16 protein-coding genes are annotated in these 14,107 nt (G+C 71.2%); all 16 read left to right on the top strand.

Annotated elements, in window-relative coordinates; translation table 11 throughout:
- Window positions 1-106 precede the first annotated feature (106 nt).
- The 16 genes from ABZZ79_RS00880 to ABZZ79_RS00805 all read left to right on the top strand — a co-directional run bounded on the left by ABZZ79_RS00880 (window position 107) and on the right by ABZZ79_RS00805 (window position 14,091).
- Window positions 107-1,609 carry a hypothetical protein gene (locus ABZZ79_RS00880; RefSeq protein WP_356685028.1) on the top strand — a complete coding sequence of 501 codons (1,503 nt, stop codon included), beginning with the start codon at window positions 107-109 and terminating at the stop codon, window positions 1,607-1,609.
- A gap of 11 nt (window positions 1,610-1,620) precedes the next feature.
- Window positions 1,621-3,999 (top strand): DNA translocase FtsK, encoded by a 2,379-nt coding sequence (locus ABZZ79_RS00875; RefSeq protein WP_356685026.1) that lies wholly within the window; start codon window positions 1,621-1,623, stop codon window positions 3,997-3,999.
- Window positions 3,996-4,259: a hypothetical protein gene (locus tag ABZZ79_RS00870; protein ID WP_356685024.1), complete on the top strand. Its 264-nt coding sequence runs from the start codon at window positions 3,996-3,998 to the stop codon at window positions 4,257-4,259. The genes ABZZ79_RS00875 and ABZZ79_RS00870 overlap by 4 nt, the downstream gene beginning before the upstream one ends.
- Before the next feature lie 8 nt (window positions 4,260-4,267).
- Window positions 4,268-4,726 carry a hypothetical protein gene (locus tag ABZZ79_RS00865; RefSeq protein WP_356685022.1) on the top strand — a complete coding sequence of 153 codons (459 nt, stop codon included), beginning with the start codon at window positions 4,268-4,270 and terminating at the stop codon, window positions 4,724-4,726.
- Between the two features lie 13 nt (window positions 4,727-4,739).
- On the top strand, window positions 4,740-4,916 hold the full coding sequence (locus tag ABZZ79_RS00860) for a hypothetical protein (protein ID WP_356685020.1): 177 nt from the start codon (window positions 4,740-4,742) through the stop codon (window positions 4,914-4,916).
- Between the two features lie 70 nt (window positions 4,917-4,986).
- Window positions 4,987-5,454 (top strand): DUF6221 family protein, encoded by a 468-nt coding sequence (locus ABZZ79_RS00855; RefSeq protein WP_356685018.1) that lies wholly within the window; start codon window positions 4,987-4,989, stop codon window positions 5,452-5,454.
- Between the two features lie 619 nt (window positions 5,455-6,073).
- Window positions 6,074-6,442, top strand: coding sequence for a hypothetical protein (locus ABZZ79_RS00850; RefSeq protein WP_356685016.1), 369 nt, complete (start codon window positions 6,074-6,076; stop codon window positions 6,440-6,442).
- 25 nt (window positions 6,443-6,467) lie between these two features.
- Window positions 6,468-6,713 (top strand): hypothetical protein, encoded by a 246-nt coding sequence (locus ABZZ79_RS00845; protein WP_356685013.1) that lies wholly within the window; start codon window positions 6,468-6,470, stop codon window positions 6,711-6,713.
- A complete protein-coding gene (locus ABZZ79_RS00840) occupies window positions 6,710-7,012 on the top strand; it encodes an HNH endonuclease (RefSeq protein WP_356685011.1) in 303 nt (100 codons plus the stop codon). Before ABZZ79_RS00845 ends, ABZZ79_RS00840 begins: the two co-directional genes overlap by 4 nt.
- Before the next feature lie 776 nt (window positions 7,013-7,788).
- A complete protein-coding gene (locus ABZZ79_RS00835) occupies window positions 7,789-8,376 on the top strand; it encodes a bifunctional DNA primase/polymerase (protein WP_356685009.1) in 588 nt (195 codons plus the stop codon).
- Between the two features lie 49 nt (window positions 8,377-8,425).
- Window positions 8,426-8,914 carry a hypothetical protein gene (locus ABZZ79_RS00830; protein WP_356685007.1) on the top strand — a complete coding sequence of 163 codons (489 nt, stop codon included), beginning with the start codon at window positions 8,426-8,428 and terminating at the stop codon, window positions 8,912-8,914.
- 180 nt (window positions 8,915-9,094) lie between these two features.
- Window positions 9,095-10,603 (top strand): terminase, encoded by a 1,509-nt coding sequence (locus ABZZ79_RS00825; protein WP_356685005.1) that lies wholly within the window; start codon window positions 9,095-9,097, stop codon window positions 10,601-10,603.
- Between the two features lie 16 nt (window positions 10,604-10,619).
- Complete coding sequence (locus ABZZ79_RS00820) at window positions 10,620-12,047, top strand: phage portal protein (protein ID WP_356685003.1); 1,428 nt, start codon at window positions 10,620-10,622, stop codon at window positions 12,045-12,047.
- A complete protein-coding gene (locus ABZZ79_RS00815; protein WP_356685001.1) occupies window positions 12,040-12,843 on the top strand; it encodes a hypothetical protein in 804 nt (267 codons plus the stop codon). Before ABZZ79_RS00820 ends, ABZZ79_RS00815 begins: the two co-directional genes overlap by 8 nt.
- Before the next feature lie 62 nt (window positions 12,844-12,905).
- Complete coding sequence (locus tag ABZZ79_RS00810) at window positions 12,906-13,679, top strand: hypothetical protein (RefSeq protein ID WP_356684999.1); 774 nt, start codon at window positions 12,906-12,908, stop codon at window positions 13,677-13,679.
- Between the two features lie 19 nt (window positions 13,680-13,698).
- Complete coding sequence (locus ABZZ79_RS00805) at window positions 13,699-14,091, top strand: head decoration protein (RefSeq protein WP_356684997.1); 393 nt, start codon at window positions 13,699-13,701, stop codon at window positions 14,089-14,091.
- Window positions 14,092-14,107 lie beyond the last annotated feature (16 nt).

The following is a 14,107-nucleotide window of genomic DNA, read 5'->3' as shown; positions in this document are numbered from 1 at the left end:
AACTGCAGTCACAGTTCGACCTCACCCCCCTCTGACCGGCCCATACACCCCTCACCACCACACCCCGCAGCACCACGACCGCAGTCGCAGTGAAGGAGCAACCCCGGTGTCAGACACCACAGCACCGCCCGCACCCACGGCGGCCGCGCCCGATCCGCCCGTCGAGGCGGCACCCGCGCCGCCGCCCGTACCCGCGCCCGAGCCGGCTGCCGAGGCGGCCGACGACCCCGCGCCGCGTGCCACCCGCGGCCGCGGCGTGCCCGCCGAGCCGGTCGTGATCGGGGTGAGCAACGCCTCGGCCATGGTGGCGACCGCCGCGTACCAAGCTGCCGGGCCCGCCGGGCTCGCCGTCGCAGCCGGAACCGTCGTGACCCTCGCGGTCGGGGGCGCCCTGCAGCGCCGCCGGACCGTACGCCGCCGTACGACCGCCGCCGCGGGGCGCCCTCGCGCCGGGGCGGGCACCTCGAACCGAGGGCGGACGCGGGGCGGGACGCTCGGCAGCACAGGGCGGGGCGGGGCGTCACGCCGGGGCGGGTCATCGGGGCGCGGCGGCGCCCTCGGGGCGGGGGTGTCGGGGCGGGGCGGCTCGGGCCGTACCCGTCGGGGCGCCCTCGGCTCGTTCGGCGGTCGGGGCGCGGGGCGCCTCAAGCAGGGCGGCTTGCCCTCGCCCGCGGGCGCGGGCAAGCACAAGCGCCCCAAGCGGGGCGGCACCTCGACGTCGCCCTCGACCTCGTCGACCAGGACGCGCACGCCCCGCTCGCGCGGGCTGCTCGGACGAGTACGCCCCGCCGCGAGCGCAGCTCGCCGCGGCATGGCCAGCACGGGGCGCGGCATCCGTGCCGCGGGGCGCGGGATCGCTCGCGCCGCCCGCGGTATCGGCCGCGCCGGGCGCTGGGCTGCCGCGCCCGCCCGCGCGCTGTGGCGCAACACCGCTACGGCACGACGAGCTGCTGCTCGCCGCATCGGCCGCGCCGCCGGGGCGCTGTGGGACGGCGCCCGCGCCGGGCTCGCCGGCTTCGCCTCGGCCGTGTGGAACCGCAGCGTGCGGGCCGGCCTCGCCACCCTGCGCGCCGTCTGGCAGCGCCGTCGGCAGCGGCGGGCCGCTCGCCGTACGGCCGCCGGTCCGGCCATGACGGGCCCGGCTGTCGCCTCGGCGCCGCCGCCCGTCGCCACGTTCGTACGCCGCCCGGCGACCGCCGGCGGCTCCCGCTCGACCTACGGAGGACACGCCATGCCGGGAACCGGCGGACACCACTTCCTTGCACCCGCAATGGAGATGGAACGCATCGCAGCCACCTACGACCCCGACGGCATGATGCAGGTCGGCCGCGACTTCGCGGCGCTGCCCGACGCCCTCGAACACGTCGCCAACTCGATGAAGATCTCGACGGCCCGCGCCGACGCCGAGCAGCCGCTCGACCCCCGGATCATCGGGATCATGCAGGAGGTCTACAAGCTGCAGATGAAGGCAGCCGAAGTCTCCCGCGCGCTGCCCGACGCGTTCCGCAAGTGCCACGCGGTCGACATCGAGCGCATCACCAACCCGCGCAAGGGCCGCGGCGCCGAGGCCATGTGGGACGTCACGCGCAACGCCGACGCGACTCTCTGAAAGGGCAGACAGTGCGTATCGACTGGGAGTCGGGTCACGGCCCGCTCACTGCCCCGATCAGCGCCGCCGGTTCCGCGCTCGCCGGCTCGTACGCGGCGAACGCGGCCGGCGCGTCCCCCTGGTGGGGTGTCGGCGTCGCGGGCGCCGGGCTCGTCGGCTCGTTCATCGCGGGCCGGCGGGCCGGTCTCGGGCGCGTCGACCTCGTGCTCAACGCCGCGGCGTGGGTCGGGGCGGGCGCGTGGTGCTCGTGGGCGCTCAACTCGGGCCCGTGGACCGTCAACTGCCTCGCCGCCCTCGCCTCGGGGGCGGTCGGGCTCGGCGCCGCCCTCGCGGGGCGCCGGGCTGCCCGGCGCCGGGCCGAGGCCGCGCGCGAGGCCGAGAACACCGCCGCCGCGCACGACGGGATCATGCGCCGGTACCGGGCGCTCGCCGATCAGTGGTCAGCACGGTTCTCGCGCGTGACCGGGATCGAGGGCGTGCGGGTCGTCGGCGTCGAGATGTGGCCGAGCGGCGGCATGACCCTCGAAGGGCGGTTGCCCGAGGGCGGGTATACGTGGCGCGACATTCAGCGGTACCAAGACGGACTAGCGGGCGACGCGCGGCTGCCGAACGGCTGCTCGGTCGAGATCGTCGAGGGTGCCGACCGCGGCTCGTTCCTCGCGAACGTCGAGACCGAGAACCAGGTCGCGGCCGGCCCGACCATGTACCCCGACGACTACTCGCCCCGCTCGCTGAACGACGGTCTGCAGATCGGCCGACACAAGGACGGCAGCGAGGCAGCGCCGTGCATCCGGCAACTGACCGCCGTGTTCACCGGCCGCAAGGGGTCGGGCAAGTCGAACCTGATGAACGTCACGATCGCGGGTCAACTCCGCATGATCGACGTGCTCGTGTGGGTGATCGACCTCAACGGCGGCTCGCTCGCGCTGCCGTGGCTGCGCGCGTGGCACAAGGCGGGCCGGCCCGGACGACCGCCGATCGACTGGGTCGCCGACACCCCCGAGAAGGTGCTCGCCATGGCCGAGACGCTGCTGCGCATCGCCAAGGCGCGCAAGCCGGGGTACGCCGACCTGCAGATCGAGGCGGACGACGACAAGATTCCGGTGAGCCCGGCCGTGCCCGGCATCATCGCGAACGCCGACGAGATCGCCGAACTGTACTCGGGCAAGGCTCGCCGCAATCCGACGATCCGTAAGGCCGGCGACGTGCTGCTGCAGGTCGTCGAACTCGCGCGGGCCGTGGCATGCAACGTGATCGCCTCGGCGCTGCGGGCGACGCAGGATGTGCTCGAAGAGCCGCAGCTCGTCGTGCAGTCCGGTCTCAAGATCGCTATGAAGTCTGACGAGCGAGAGATCGCCTACCTGATGGGGTGGAACGACAAGATCTCGCCCGAGGACATGCCGACGGCCGGTACGGGCGCGATCAAGGTTCTCGACGACCCCGCCCGCGCCCTGGTCGTGTACCGCATGACCCCGAGTGAGATCGCGAAGATCGTCGTCGCGACCGCCGAGTACCGGCCCGAACTCGACGAGCTGTCCCGCCGCGCCGCGGGCGAGGCGTACGAGCGCAGGTGGGAGAACACCGACCACCTGTTCAGCGCCGCGGCCGCGCCCGCCCCGGCCGCCGTCGCCGTTGCCGACCCGCCCGCCGAGCGCCCGGTGCGCGAGGGGTGGACCGACCCAACCGCCGGTTGGGACGACCCCGCCGAGCCGGCCGAGTCCGAGCCGATCCCGACCGGTGATGCGGCGATCGCCGACGCCGACGCCACTCTGCGCCGAATCCGGGGCGAGATCGACGAGACGACCTCGCGCGACCCGGACATCGAGGCCGAGGCGCGCGCGATCTTCGAGGCGAGCGGACTCTCGTACACCCCGCCCGTCACCCCCGACGAGGCGTCGTCGACCAGTGTCGACCCGCGCAAGGCGATCGCGTTCGAGATCGTTCTCAAAGCTGGCCCGGACGGGATCGGGCCGGAGGCGATCCGCGACGTGTTCGCCCGCCTGCACCCCGACCTCGAAGCACCGCACGCCGCCACGCTCGGCCGATGGCTCGGCGACGACCCTCGCGTGCACAAGCCCAAGTACGGGCGGTACGCCGTGCGCCCCGGCCAGGAACCGCCCGCGGTCGGCGTCTCACCCGAACTGATCCTGCACGCCGCCGAGTTGATCGTGAGCACGCAGTTCGGATCGGTCTCGATGCTGCAGCGGAAGCTACGCATCGGTGCCGCCGAGGCCGATCGCGTGATGAACGCCCTCGAAGAGCACCGGGTCGTCGGCCCGCGCGACGGCAACCGCGCCCGCGAGGTGCTCGTGCCGATCGGCGCCCTGCCCCTCGTCATGTTGAAGCTCGCCCAAGACTTGGGCCTCGCTGGAGGAGACACCGGCTCATGACCCGCCCCACGCCCGCCCGCCGTCGTACCGCGCGAGCCGTACGCGGGGTCGGTGAGACCGTGCGGATCCTCGCCCCGGTCGGCCCGATCGCCGTGCTGCTGCTCAGCCTCGACCCCGTCGACGGCCCGCCGCGCCTCGATCTGCCCGCCCTGCACCTGGTCGTCGTGCTGCTCGCCGGGCTCGGCGTCGACCGGCTCGGGCTGCTGCTGCGCGACCTCGGCCGCCACATCGAGCGACACCGCCCCAACACCGCGAGCTAGGACCCGCCATGCACCCCGAACGCCCCGCCGTACGCCCGGCGCCCCTCGCCCGGACCGTGACCCCGACCAGCGTCGTGCCCGCCGCCGAGCAGCACCTCGCGCCCGCCCCGCCGCCCGGTATGCGCGTGATCGGGTATGTGCGGATCGAGGGCATGCTTTACCCGCAGTACGGGCCCGAGTACGCACCGGTCGAGACCGTTGCGGCACCGGCAACACCTGTCCTCGACCCGCAGGCGCAGCGCACTGCCGCGAAGGGTGTACTCGCGGTCGGGGCGGGCGTCGGCTCGTACTTCGGCATGCTCGCGCTGCAGATCCTCGTCGACAGCCTCGTGCGGCTGCTCGCTGCCGCCGCGGTGGTCGCCGTCGCGTGGGTGGCGGGCGGCGGCCGCCGCGGGGCGACGACGTACGTCACGCACAATCGCGGGTTCCTGGCAGGCTGGAAGTCGCAGAACGGTCCGCGGAAGTAGCCACGGAGGAACCATGCCGAAGAAGATCGAGCACGCGCCCGCGGGCAAGTTCATGACCCTCGAAGAGATCGCGGCGTTCGTCGCCGACGCGTACGCGGCCGGCGCGACCGGATCGGACACCCCCACGGGCCGGCTGTCGTTCGGCGGGAAGCTGCAACAGCTCGTCGTCTCAGTCGCCGACCCCGAGTAGACCGCCCGCCCCACTGCGCCCCGTACCGCACCCCTCGCGGCACGGGGCGCAGGCACGAGAGGATCAGTCCATGACCGACGAGTTCCTGCAGTGGCTGCGCGCGCAGCTCGATTACGACGAGCAGATCGCACGCGCTGCGAGCGCACCCGACATACAGGGGCAGGACCCGCAACCCTCGTGGGCGGCACGGCACTACCCGACCGGAGACACGGGCGGACCCCGTCAGGCCACGGTCACCGCCCGAGGCACCCTCGTCGCATCCGAGCTGAACCCCTGGAACATCGACGTCGCTATGGCCCGAGTCGTGCACATGGCCGAGCACGACCCGGCGCGCGTGCTCGCCGAGGTCGAGGCCAAACGCGGCGTCCTGCGCCAGTACGACGAGTTGCGCGAGCAAGTGCGCCACCCCGTAAGCGCCGAGAGCCGAGCGCGGGCGCGCGCCCTGCAAGGCGAGATCGGCGACGTGCTGTGTTTGCTCGCATTGCCGTACGCCGACCGCCCTGGGTACCTCGACGAGTGGCGGCCGCACACCTCGTGACGCCCCACCCGACGCCCCGTTCGGCACAGCGCCGGGCGGGGCGCTTTGCTGTGCCCGTACACCTTTCTGCGCGGATTCCCACGAGGATTCGCACGCGATTCGCTCGCGATTCCAACGCGAATCGCTCGCCCTTTTTTGACGTCGTCGCAGGTCACCGCGTTGTGTCCCTGGGGGACTCCTGCGGGACTCGCGCGCGCGCGTTCCCCTCCCCTCCCATATATGGGGGGGTGGCCGTAGAGAGAGCACCTACAGGTAGTAGGGCGCGCGCGTACGAGCGCGATCTCTCTCAATCGCCGCCGCGCTTGACTCCGGACGATCACGTGTCGCATTCTTGGGCCCAAGTCCGCCATGCCCGGACACAGAATCTTCCCGAACGCCCCGCCCCTCCGCGGGGCGTTCGTCATTCCCCCCCCAATGCCGGTCGGCACACCCCACCGTCGACCGGCCGGCGCCGCCTCACCCCCCGAGGCGGCGCCGCCCCCACTCGCGCGGGGCGGGATCACTACGAACCATGGCGGGTTTGCTGACCGCCCCGCGCGTGCCACCTCGAACACTGGCCACACCCGACGGCGCACATGCACCATGGACCCTCACCCAGAACCACACGAGGGGGGCACCCGTGTTCGGCAAGAAGACCGACGAAGAAAAAGCCGCAGCACGCCGACAGCGGCAGATCACCCAAGCCGCCGCGCAGGCCGGCATAACCGTCATGGGCGGCAAGTTCCGCGCACCCAATCAGGATCCGATCCCGATCGACGGCGCCCGCATCACCATCGAACGCGGCGAGGACGCCGGCAAGCGCGTCACAGCGACCCGCGTACTGCTGACCGGAGTGTTCGCGCTCGCGCTGAAGAAGGATCAGACGCAGTTGTTCATCACGATCGAGAACGACGATCAGGTGATGATGTGCCCGGTTCCGGCGAAGAAGGAAGGTGCCGCGCGCGTCCTGGCGACCATGGTCAACGGCGAGGCAACCGGCGTGAACTGACACCGACTCGGAAGGGTCCCGCCCCATGCGCATACGGCTATCGGACGGGACCCACGAGGTCGAGATCAAAGCCAAGGGCTACAGCCGACGCCGCCTCGACGACGCCGAGAACGCTGCGCTGCGCATGCTCGACGCGCTGCGCAGCGAGCAGCCGACCGAGCGAGGCATGACGTTCGGGTTCGCACCCGGCGCCGCCCTCGACAGCAGCACAGAACGAGCCGATCCGTACGACGACGGTCGCGACCAGGACGACGAGGACGACGACTCATGAGCGGCGGTTGGGCAGGCAGCACGAGGCGGGCAGAGCTGCCGCCCGACTGGTACACCCGCATCCGGCCGTTCGTCCTCACCCGCGATCAGTACCGCTGTCAGTGGTTCGAGAACGGCACACGCTGCGCGAGGCCGGCGAACCAGGTCGACCACATCGGCGACCGCGACGACCACCGGCCCGAGAACCTACAGGCGCTGTGCGAGGACTGCCACGCACGCAAGAGCAGCCGACAGGGGAACGAGGCACGGTGGGCCGTACGCATGACCCGCCCCCGTGAGCGACACCCCGGTCTGCTCTGACCCCCGGCAACTCCACACCCCCCGCCCCGAGTTGCACCCCCCTGACCTGCACGTACGCACAGATGCCTGCATCGCCGCAGGTCAGAGAGGTACGAGCGAGGGTGTTCCCGACACGCTGCTCGACCAGCACCCGAACCGCACGGTCGAGGGTCATTCGACATGCACAAAGCTGCAGGTCAGAGCATCGCAACTCTCGTACGCGGCGCATGATTTGAGGACCGAGCGCACAACTACCGGACCGCGGACCAAATCGAGCAGCCTGCACGACGATCGCAACGCTCTGACCTGCACGTTTATGCATCGTTCAGTCGCAGGTGCAGGAACGACAGGCACGTACGACGAGGGGTGCACACCACATGCACCCGCAACGCTCTGACCTGCATGTTTGCGAGGCATTGCGCATAAGTGCAGGTCAGAGGCTTGCAACTGCCGTACGGGCGGCACAGTTTGCCGACCGCGACGGAAGAACGAACCGGACTCGATCCCCCGAGATCGCTCGCTGAATTCGAGGCTCCCCCCTGGGGGGTGACTCCCCTCCCCGCCCCCGTCTGGGGCTCGGGAGGTGCTGCGGCTAAGGATCTGTACGGGTCTGGGGAAAACGGCCACGCTGCGGGGCGTGGGCGGTCCGCTGGCGGGCGGGCAGGGATGCGGCAGGCTGATTTGATGGCGCGCGGTTGAGGGGCCGTACAGCGCCTCTCAGCCTGCCGCACTCCCGATACGAACCTGATACACGCAGGTCAGAGCGCTAAAAGCGTACGCCGCGGTATCATGGACTCATGACGACGAGGCGCGAGTGCGAGCACTGCGGGGGCCCGATGCCGATCACGGCCCGGTCTCACGCGCGGTTCTGTAAGCCTGCTCACCGCGCCGCCGCTCACCGCGCGGCCCGCACGGTCCCGGCCGAGTTGACGAGCCGGCCCCGGTGGATCCGGCGCACCTCGCGGAAGGTGCCGGTCACCGTCGACGGCGCGGCCGCGAGCAGCACCGACCCCGCGTCCTGGTCGACGCACCGGGATGCCGCCCGCTCGACCGCGGGCGCCGGGCTCGGGTTCGTCCTCGACGGCGACGGCGTCGTCTGCCTCGACCTCGATCACTGCCTCGACGCCGAGGGCGAGGTCGCCGGTTGGGCGCGCAACGTCCTCGACGCCGTCGGCGACTCGACGTGGGTCGAGGTGTCTCAGGGCGGCGACGGGCTGCACATCTGGGGGTACGGCGCACTGCCGCACGGCAGGCGCATCACGGTCGGCGGCGGCTCGGTCGAGCTGTACGGCACCGGCCGGTACATCGCGGTCACGGGGCGGACGTTCGGCGGCACGCCGCAGCGCCTCGGCGACCTGCAGCACGTAATCGACTCGCTGCTGTAGCGCCCGACACGGGTGTGCGGCGGCGCACCCGACACGGGAGGTACAGCACATGGGCGGCATGGGACCGGCGCCGAAGCCCAACGACAGGAAGGCGCGGCGCAACAAGGACGCGATCCCGCAGACCGTGCTCAGGTGGGAGCGGGCCGAGGCGCCCGAACTGCCCGACTTCCGGATCGAGCGCGACGGCGACCTCGTCGAGTTCGTGTGGCCCGAGCGCACCCGCGAGTGGTGGCAGATGTGGATCGACTCGCCGCAGGCCGAGCACTTCGGGTCGTCCGACTGGCAGTACCTGCTCGACACCGCACTGATTCACGCCCGGCTGTGGCGCGGCGATCTGTCGGCGGCCGGCGAACTGCGGCTGCGCGTCGCGGCGTTCGGGGCGACGCCCGCGGACCGGGCCCGGCTGCGCATGGTGTTCGCCGAGGCGGACGGCGCCGACCAGGGGCGCGGCAGTTCGGGCGTGCCGTCGGCGCGCGAGCTGTACGGCAACCTGCGGCCGATCCGAGGCGGGAAAACTGACGAGGGCACGAGCCCGTAGCAAGGGGGCGTCATGCCGTGGCGCGGGCCGGAGGAAGAGGGCGAGTTCCCCACGCTCGGTTGGTACGTCATCGACTGGATGATCGGGAACCTTGCGCAGCCCGGCCGTGACGACGGGGCGCCGTACATCCCGACAAAGGAACAGGCCGAGTTCCTGCTGCGGTACTACGAGCTGCACCCGGTGACCGGCAAGCGGGTCATTCACCGGGCGCTGCTCAGCCGGCCGCGAGGGTGGGGGAAGAGCCCGTTCGTCGGGGCGATCGCGCTCGCCGAGGCGTGCGCCGACGTCGTGCCGGACGGGTTCGACTCGTACGGCGAGCCGGTCGGCCGACCGTGGCACTCGATCCGTACACCGCTCGTGCGTATCGCTGCGGTGACCGAGCAGCAGACCGACAACACGTGGTTGCCGTTGCTGGAAATGGCACGCGGCCGGTCACTGTCGACCGACTACGGGCTCGAATGCCTCGACACCGTGATCTACCTGCCGCGCGGCGAGGTCTCCCCGATCACGTCGAGCGCGACGTCGACAAAGGGCGACCCCGCCTGTTTCGCGTCGCTCGATCAGACCGAGGAATGGACCGCGACGAACGGCGGCGTACGGCTCGCGAAGGTGATGCGGTTCAACGCCGCGAAACTGGGCGGGTCGCTGATCGAGACGCCGAACGCGTACACGCCGGGCGTCGGGTCGGTAGCCGAGAAGTCGGCGGCCGACTATCAGGCGATCATCGACGGCCGGTCGCGGGCTCGCGGAATCCTCGTCGACCACCGTGAGGCGCCGCCCGAGACTGACATGACCGACGAGCAGTCCCTCGTCACCGGGCTGCGGTACGCGTACGGCGACAGCAGCGATCACCCCGACGGGTGCGTGCTGCACGACCCGCCGTGTGCGCCCGGCTGGTCGCCGATCGAGCGGCTCACGTCAGAGTTCTGGGACACCTCGAACGAGCCGCAGGATCTGCGGGCCGACCTGTTGAACCAGATCACGCACGCGTCGGACGCGTGGCTGACCGAGCCCGAGGTGCGGGCGTCGTCCGACCTCGCCCGCGAGGTGCAGCCCGGCGACCGCATCGTGCTCGGGTTCGACGGCTCGCGGAAGCGGGCGCGGGGCGTGACCGACGCGACGGCGCTGATCGGCTGCCGGCTGTCCGACGGGCACCTGTTCACGATCGGCGTGTGGGAGCAGCCCGATCGGCTGCCGGTCGGTCCGGACGGCAAGCCGGTCGAGTGGCAGGTGCCGGTCGTCGAGGTGCTCGCCGCGATCGTCGAGGCGTTCGCGACGTACGACGTCGTCGGGTTCTACGCCGACCCGGCCAAGTGGGAATCGCACGTGGCCGATTGGGAAGCGGCGTACGGGCCGCGGCTGCAGGTGCAGGCGACCCGGCAGCACCCGATCGAGTGGTGGATGACGGGCGGCCGGTCGACGCTGATCGTCCGGGCGCTGGAGAAGTTCCACACCGCTTTGACCGAGGGCGAGTTGACGCACGACGGCTCGTCGGCGCTCGTGCGGCATCTGGTCAACGCCCGGCGTCGGCCGAGCCGGTCGGGCCTGCAGATCGCCAAAGCGCATCCCGACTCGCCGCACAAGATCGACGCCGCGGTCGCTGCCGTGCTCGCGTGGCAGTGCCGCCTCGACGCGATCGCGAAGGGTGTCGCGGCGGAGGAAGAACCCATGTTCGGCGGCACGTTCTGACAGAGAGGGGGCGACCGTGCTCGACGAGACACCCGATCTCGACAACCCCGATTACATGCTGCTGCGCCTTGGGCGCCGGCTGCGCAAGCGGCAGGGTGTGCTCGAAGGGTGGTGGATGTACTACCGCGGCCGCCCGCCGCTGCCCGAGCTGCCTAAGAATGCCGAGGCCGCATTCTTGGACTTCCAGCGCAAGGCGCGCACGAACTTTTGCGGGCTGATCGCGAACGCCTCGGTTCACCGGCTGCTCGCGCTCGGCGTGACCGGACCGGACGGCACACCGGACGACAACGCCTCGCGCTGGTGGCAGGCGAACCGCCTCGACTCGCGGCAGAAACTCGTATGGCGTTGCGGCATGGCGCAGTCGGTCGGGTACATGCTCGTCGGGCCGCACCCGACCCGCACCGAGGACAACGGCCGGCCGAGCCCGCTGATCACGCCCGAGCACCCGAGCGAGTGCATCGTCGAGCATCACCCCGAGACCGGCGAGCCGTACGTCGGGCTCAAGGCGTTCACGAACGACATCGACGGATACGGCTACGCGCGCGTCATGTACGACGACCGCTCGTTTCCGTACCGGACGACGGAGCCGTGCGGCCGCCGGCTGCCATGGGGGCCGGACTCGTGGGAGTACATCGGCGACCAGGACGACGGCGAGCCGCACGACCTCGGCGGGCTGCCGCTCGTCGAGTTCGCCCGCATGCCCGACCTCGGCGAGCACCCCGAGCCCGAGTTCGCGTGCGTCATGGACACCCAAGACCGAGTGAACCTCGGTGTGTTGAACCGCATGGCAGCGAGCCGGTACTCGGGATTCCGGCAGAAGTGGGTGCGCGGGCACAAGTTCGCGCGCAAGGTCGACCAGGCGACCGGTATCAAGGTCGTCGAGCAGCCGTTCACGCCCGGACCCAACACGGTGTGGGTGTCCGAGGGTGAGAACGCACAGTTCGGGCAGCTCGACGCGACCGACCTCACCGGGTTCTTGAAGGAACACGAGTCGGACGTGCGCGACATGCTGATCTTGTCGCAGACACCCGCGTACTACTACGCGAGCGACCTGATCAACATCAGCGCCGACACCGTCGCCGCCCTCGACCTCATGCACGTCGCGAAGTGCCGCGAGCACATCGCATCGTTCGGCGAGGGACTCGAAGACGTGATGAGCCTCGCCGCGGCGCAGGCCGGCGTGACCGACGATTACACCGAGGCAACGGTGCGGTGGGCCGACCCGCAGTACCTGAGCCCGGCCGTCATGGCGGACGCTGCGACGAAGCTGTCGAGCATCGGCTACCCGCTCGACGTCATCGCCGAGCGGCTCGGCGAGACGCCGCAGCAGGTACGGCGGATCAGTTCGAGCGCTGCCGCGGCGAAGCTGCTCGCCGCCTCGCTGCTGCCGGCGAACCCGGCGCCGACGGCGGGCAACGTCGACGAGGGGGCGAACGGTGGGTGAGGCGCTGCAGGCGGCGCTCACCGAGCGGTACGACTCGCTGTCGACGAGCCTGCGGGCGCGGGTGATTCAGTTCGTCCTCGACGCGTTCGACAGCCTGAGCGGGTACCGCGACGCCGACGCCGCGGCGTTCGTCGAGCAGGTGCTGCCGACCGTCCTCGCCGCGCAGGCGCAGGTCGGGCAAGTCACCGACGCGTACCTCTCGGCGATGATCGCCGACATGCTCGGCACCGCGACGCCGGCGGCGGGCGTGCAACTCCCCGAGGCGCTGCGCGGTGTGCCGCCCGACGAGGTGTACACGCGCCCGTTCGTCACCACGTGGACGGCGCTCAGCAAGGGCAAGGCGTTCACGCAGGCGGTCGCCGAGGGGCGTACGCGGCTGCTGTCGATCACCGAGACCGACCTGCAGCTCGCCCGCACGCACGCCGCGCAGCAGTCCATGGAACGCGGCGGGGCGAAGTTCTTCCGGCGTCGGCTCACCGGCACGAAGAGCTGTGCATTGTGCACGATCGCGTCGACGCAGCGGTATCGGGTCGAGAACTTGATGCCGATTCACCCCGGCTGCGACTGCAAGGTCGAGCCGCTCGTCGGTAACAAGGATCCGGGGCAGGTACTCGACGAGGCGACGCTGAAAGCAGCGCACTCCGCCGTCGCGAAGGGTGTCGGCGCCTCGGATGCGGGCGGCCGCGCCCCCGACTACCGCGACGTGATCATCACGCGCCAACACGGCGAGTACGGGCCGCTGCTCGCGGTTCGCCGACAGAACTTCACGGGCCCGGACGACATCCCCGGCCCGTGATTCCCGCGCCGACACGGCGCACTGCTACAGGCTCACCTCACCCCGACACGGGAGACACCACCATGCACACGCGCACTCTGCCTCGTCATGCCCGTACCGGGCAGCTCGCCCTCGGGTGGCGCAAGGCTCGCCCGAGCCGCGGCGAGGACCCGACCGAGCTGTACCCGATTTGGCCGATCGCCGGCGGCGCCCCGGACGGCGGCGGCGACGGAGACGGCGACGGCGGCGACGAGGGAGACGGCGACGACGGCGACCAGGACGGCAACGGCGACGGCGACGGGTCCGACAAGGACGGCGGAGACGGTACCGACTGGAAGGCCGAGGCCGAGAAGTGGAAGGCCAACAGTCGCAAGCATGAGACGCGCGCGAAGGAGAATGCGAGCGCCGCGAAGGAACTCGCGAAGATCAAGCGCGAGGGCATGCCCGAGCAAGAGCGGGCGGTCGCCGAGGCGGTCGCAAAGGCGCTCGCCGAGGAACGCTCGAAGAACGGCGCCAAGCTCGCGCGACAGGCGTTCCTCGCCGCCGCGAAGGGACTGATCCCGAACCCCGGCGACGTCGCCGACGACGTGAACCTGCAGAGGTACGTCAACGACGACGGCGAGGTCGACGAGGAAGGGCTCGCCGAGCTCGTGAAGCGGCTCGCGCCGAAGCAGTCCGACAAGGACGAGAACGACGAGGACGACGACCGCGAGGGCGGGCGCGACACGCGCCGTCGGCGACGCGGCGGCGGATTCGACCAGGGCACCCGCCGAGGCAAGAACGGCGGTAAGGGCGGCGTCGAGGCAGGCGCCGAGCTGTACCGCAAGTACCTCGGCGCGGGCGCCGACAAGAGCTGACAACACGGAGGAATCGACCATGATTCTGGCTCAGACGACTGAGTCGTTCGGGTCCGATGATCAGTCGTGGCTCGGGTCCGCGCATGGCACGGACGCGACCGAGACGATCTCACTCGACACCAGCACATTCACCCCGGCGACCCACTACCCCGACGGGTATTTCAAGTCGGGCATTCCGCTCGGCGCCATCACGGCGACGCCGGGCAAGTACGGCCCGTACGACAACGCCGCGGCCGACGGCCGGCAGACCCTCGTCGGGTTCCTGTTCGCCGCCGTCAAGGCGCCGTCCGTCAACACGATCGACCCGTCGGCGGCGATGCTCACGCACGGCAAGGTGCGCGAGTCGCGGCTGCCCGTCGCCGTCGACGCCGCCGGTAAGACCGACGTCGCCGGCTCGATCCGGTTCGTCTGAGAGGGGATGATCTGAG

It is taken from the genome of Streptomyces sp. NPDC006458, from assembly GCF_040612135.1.
In the GTDB taxonomy this organism is placed as follows: domain Bacteria; phylum Actinomycetota; class Actinomycetes; order Streptomycetales; family Streptomycetaceae; genus Streptomyces.
This window is presented reverse-complemented; position numbering and strand designations above follow the sequence as displayed.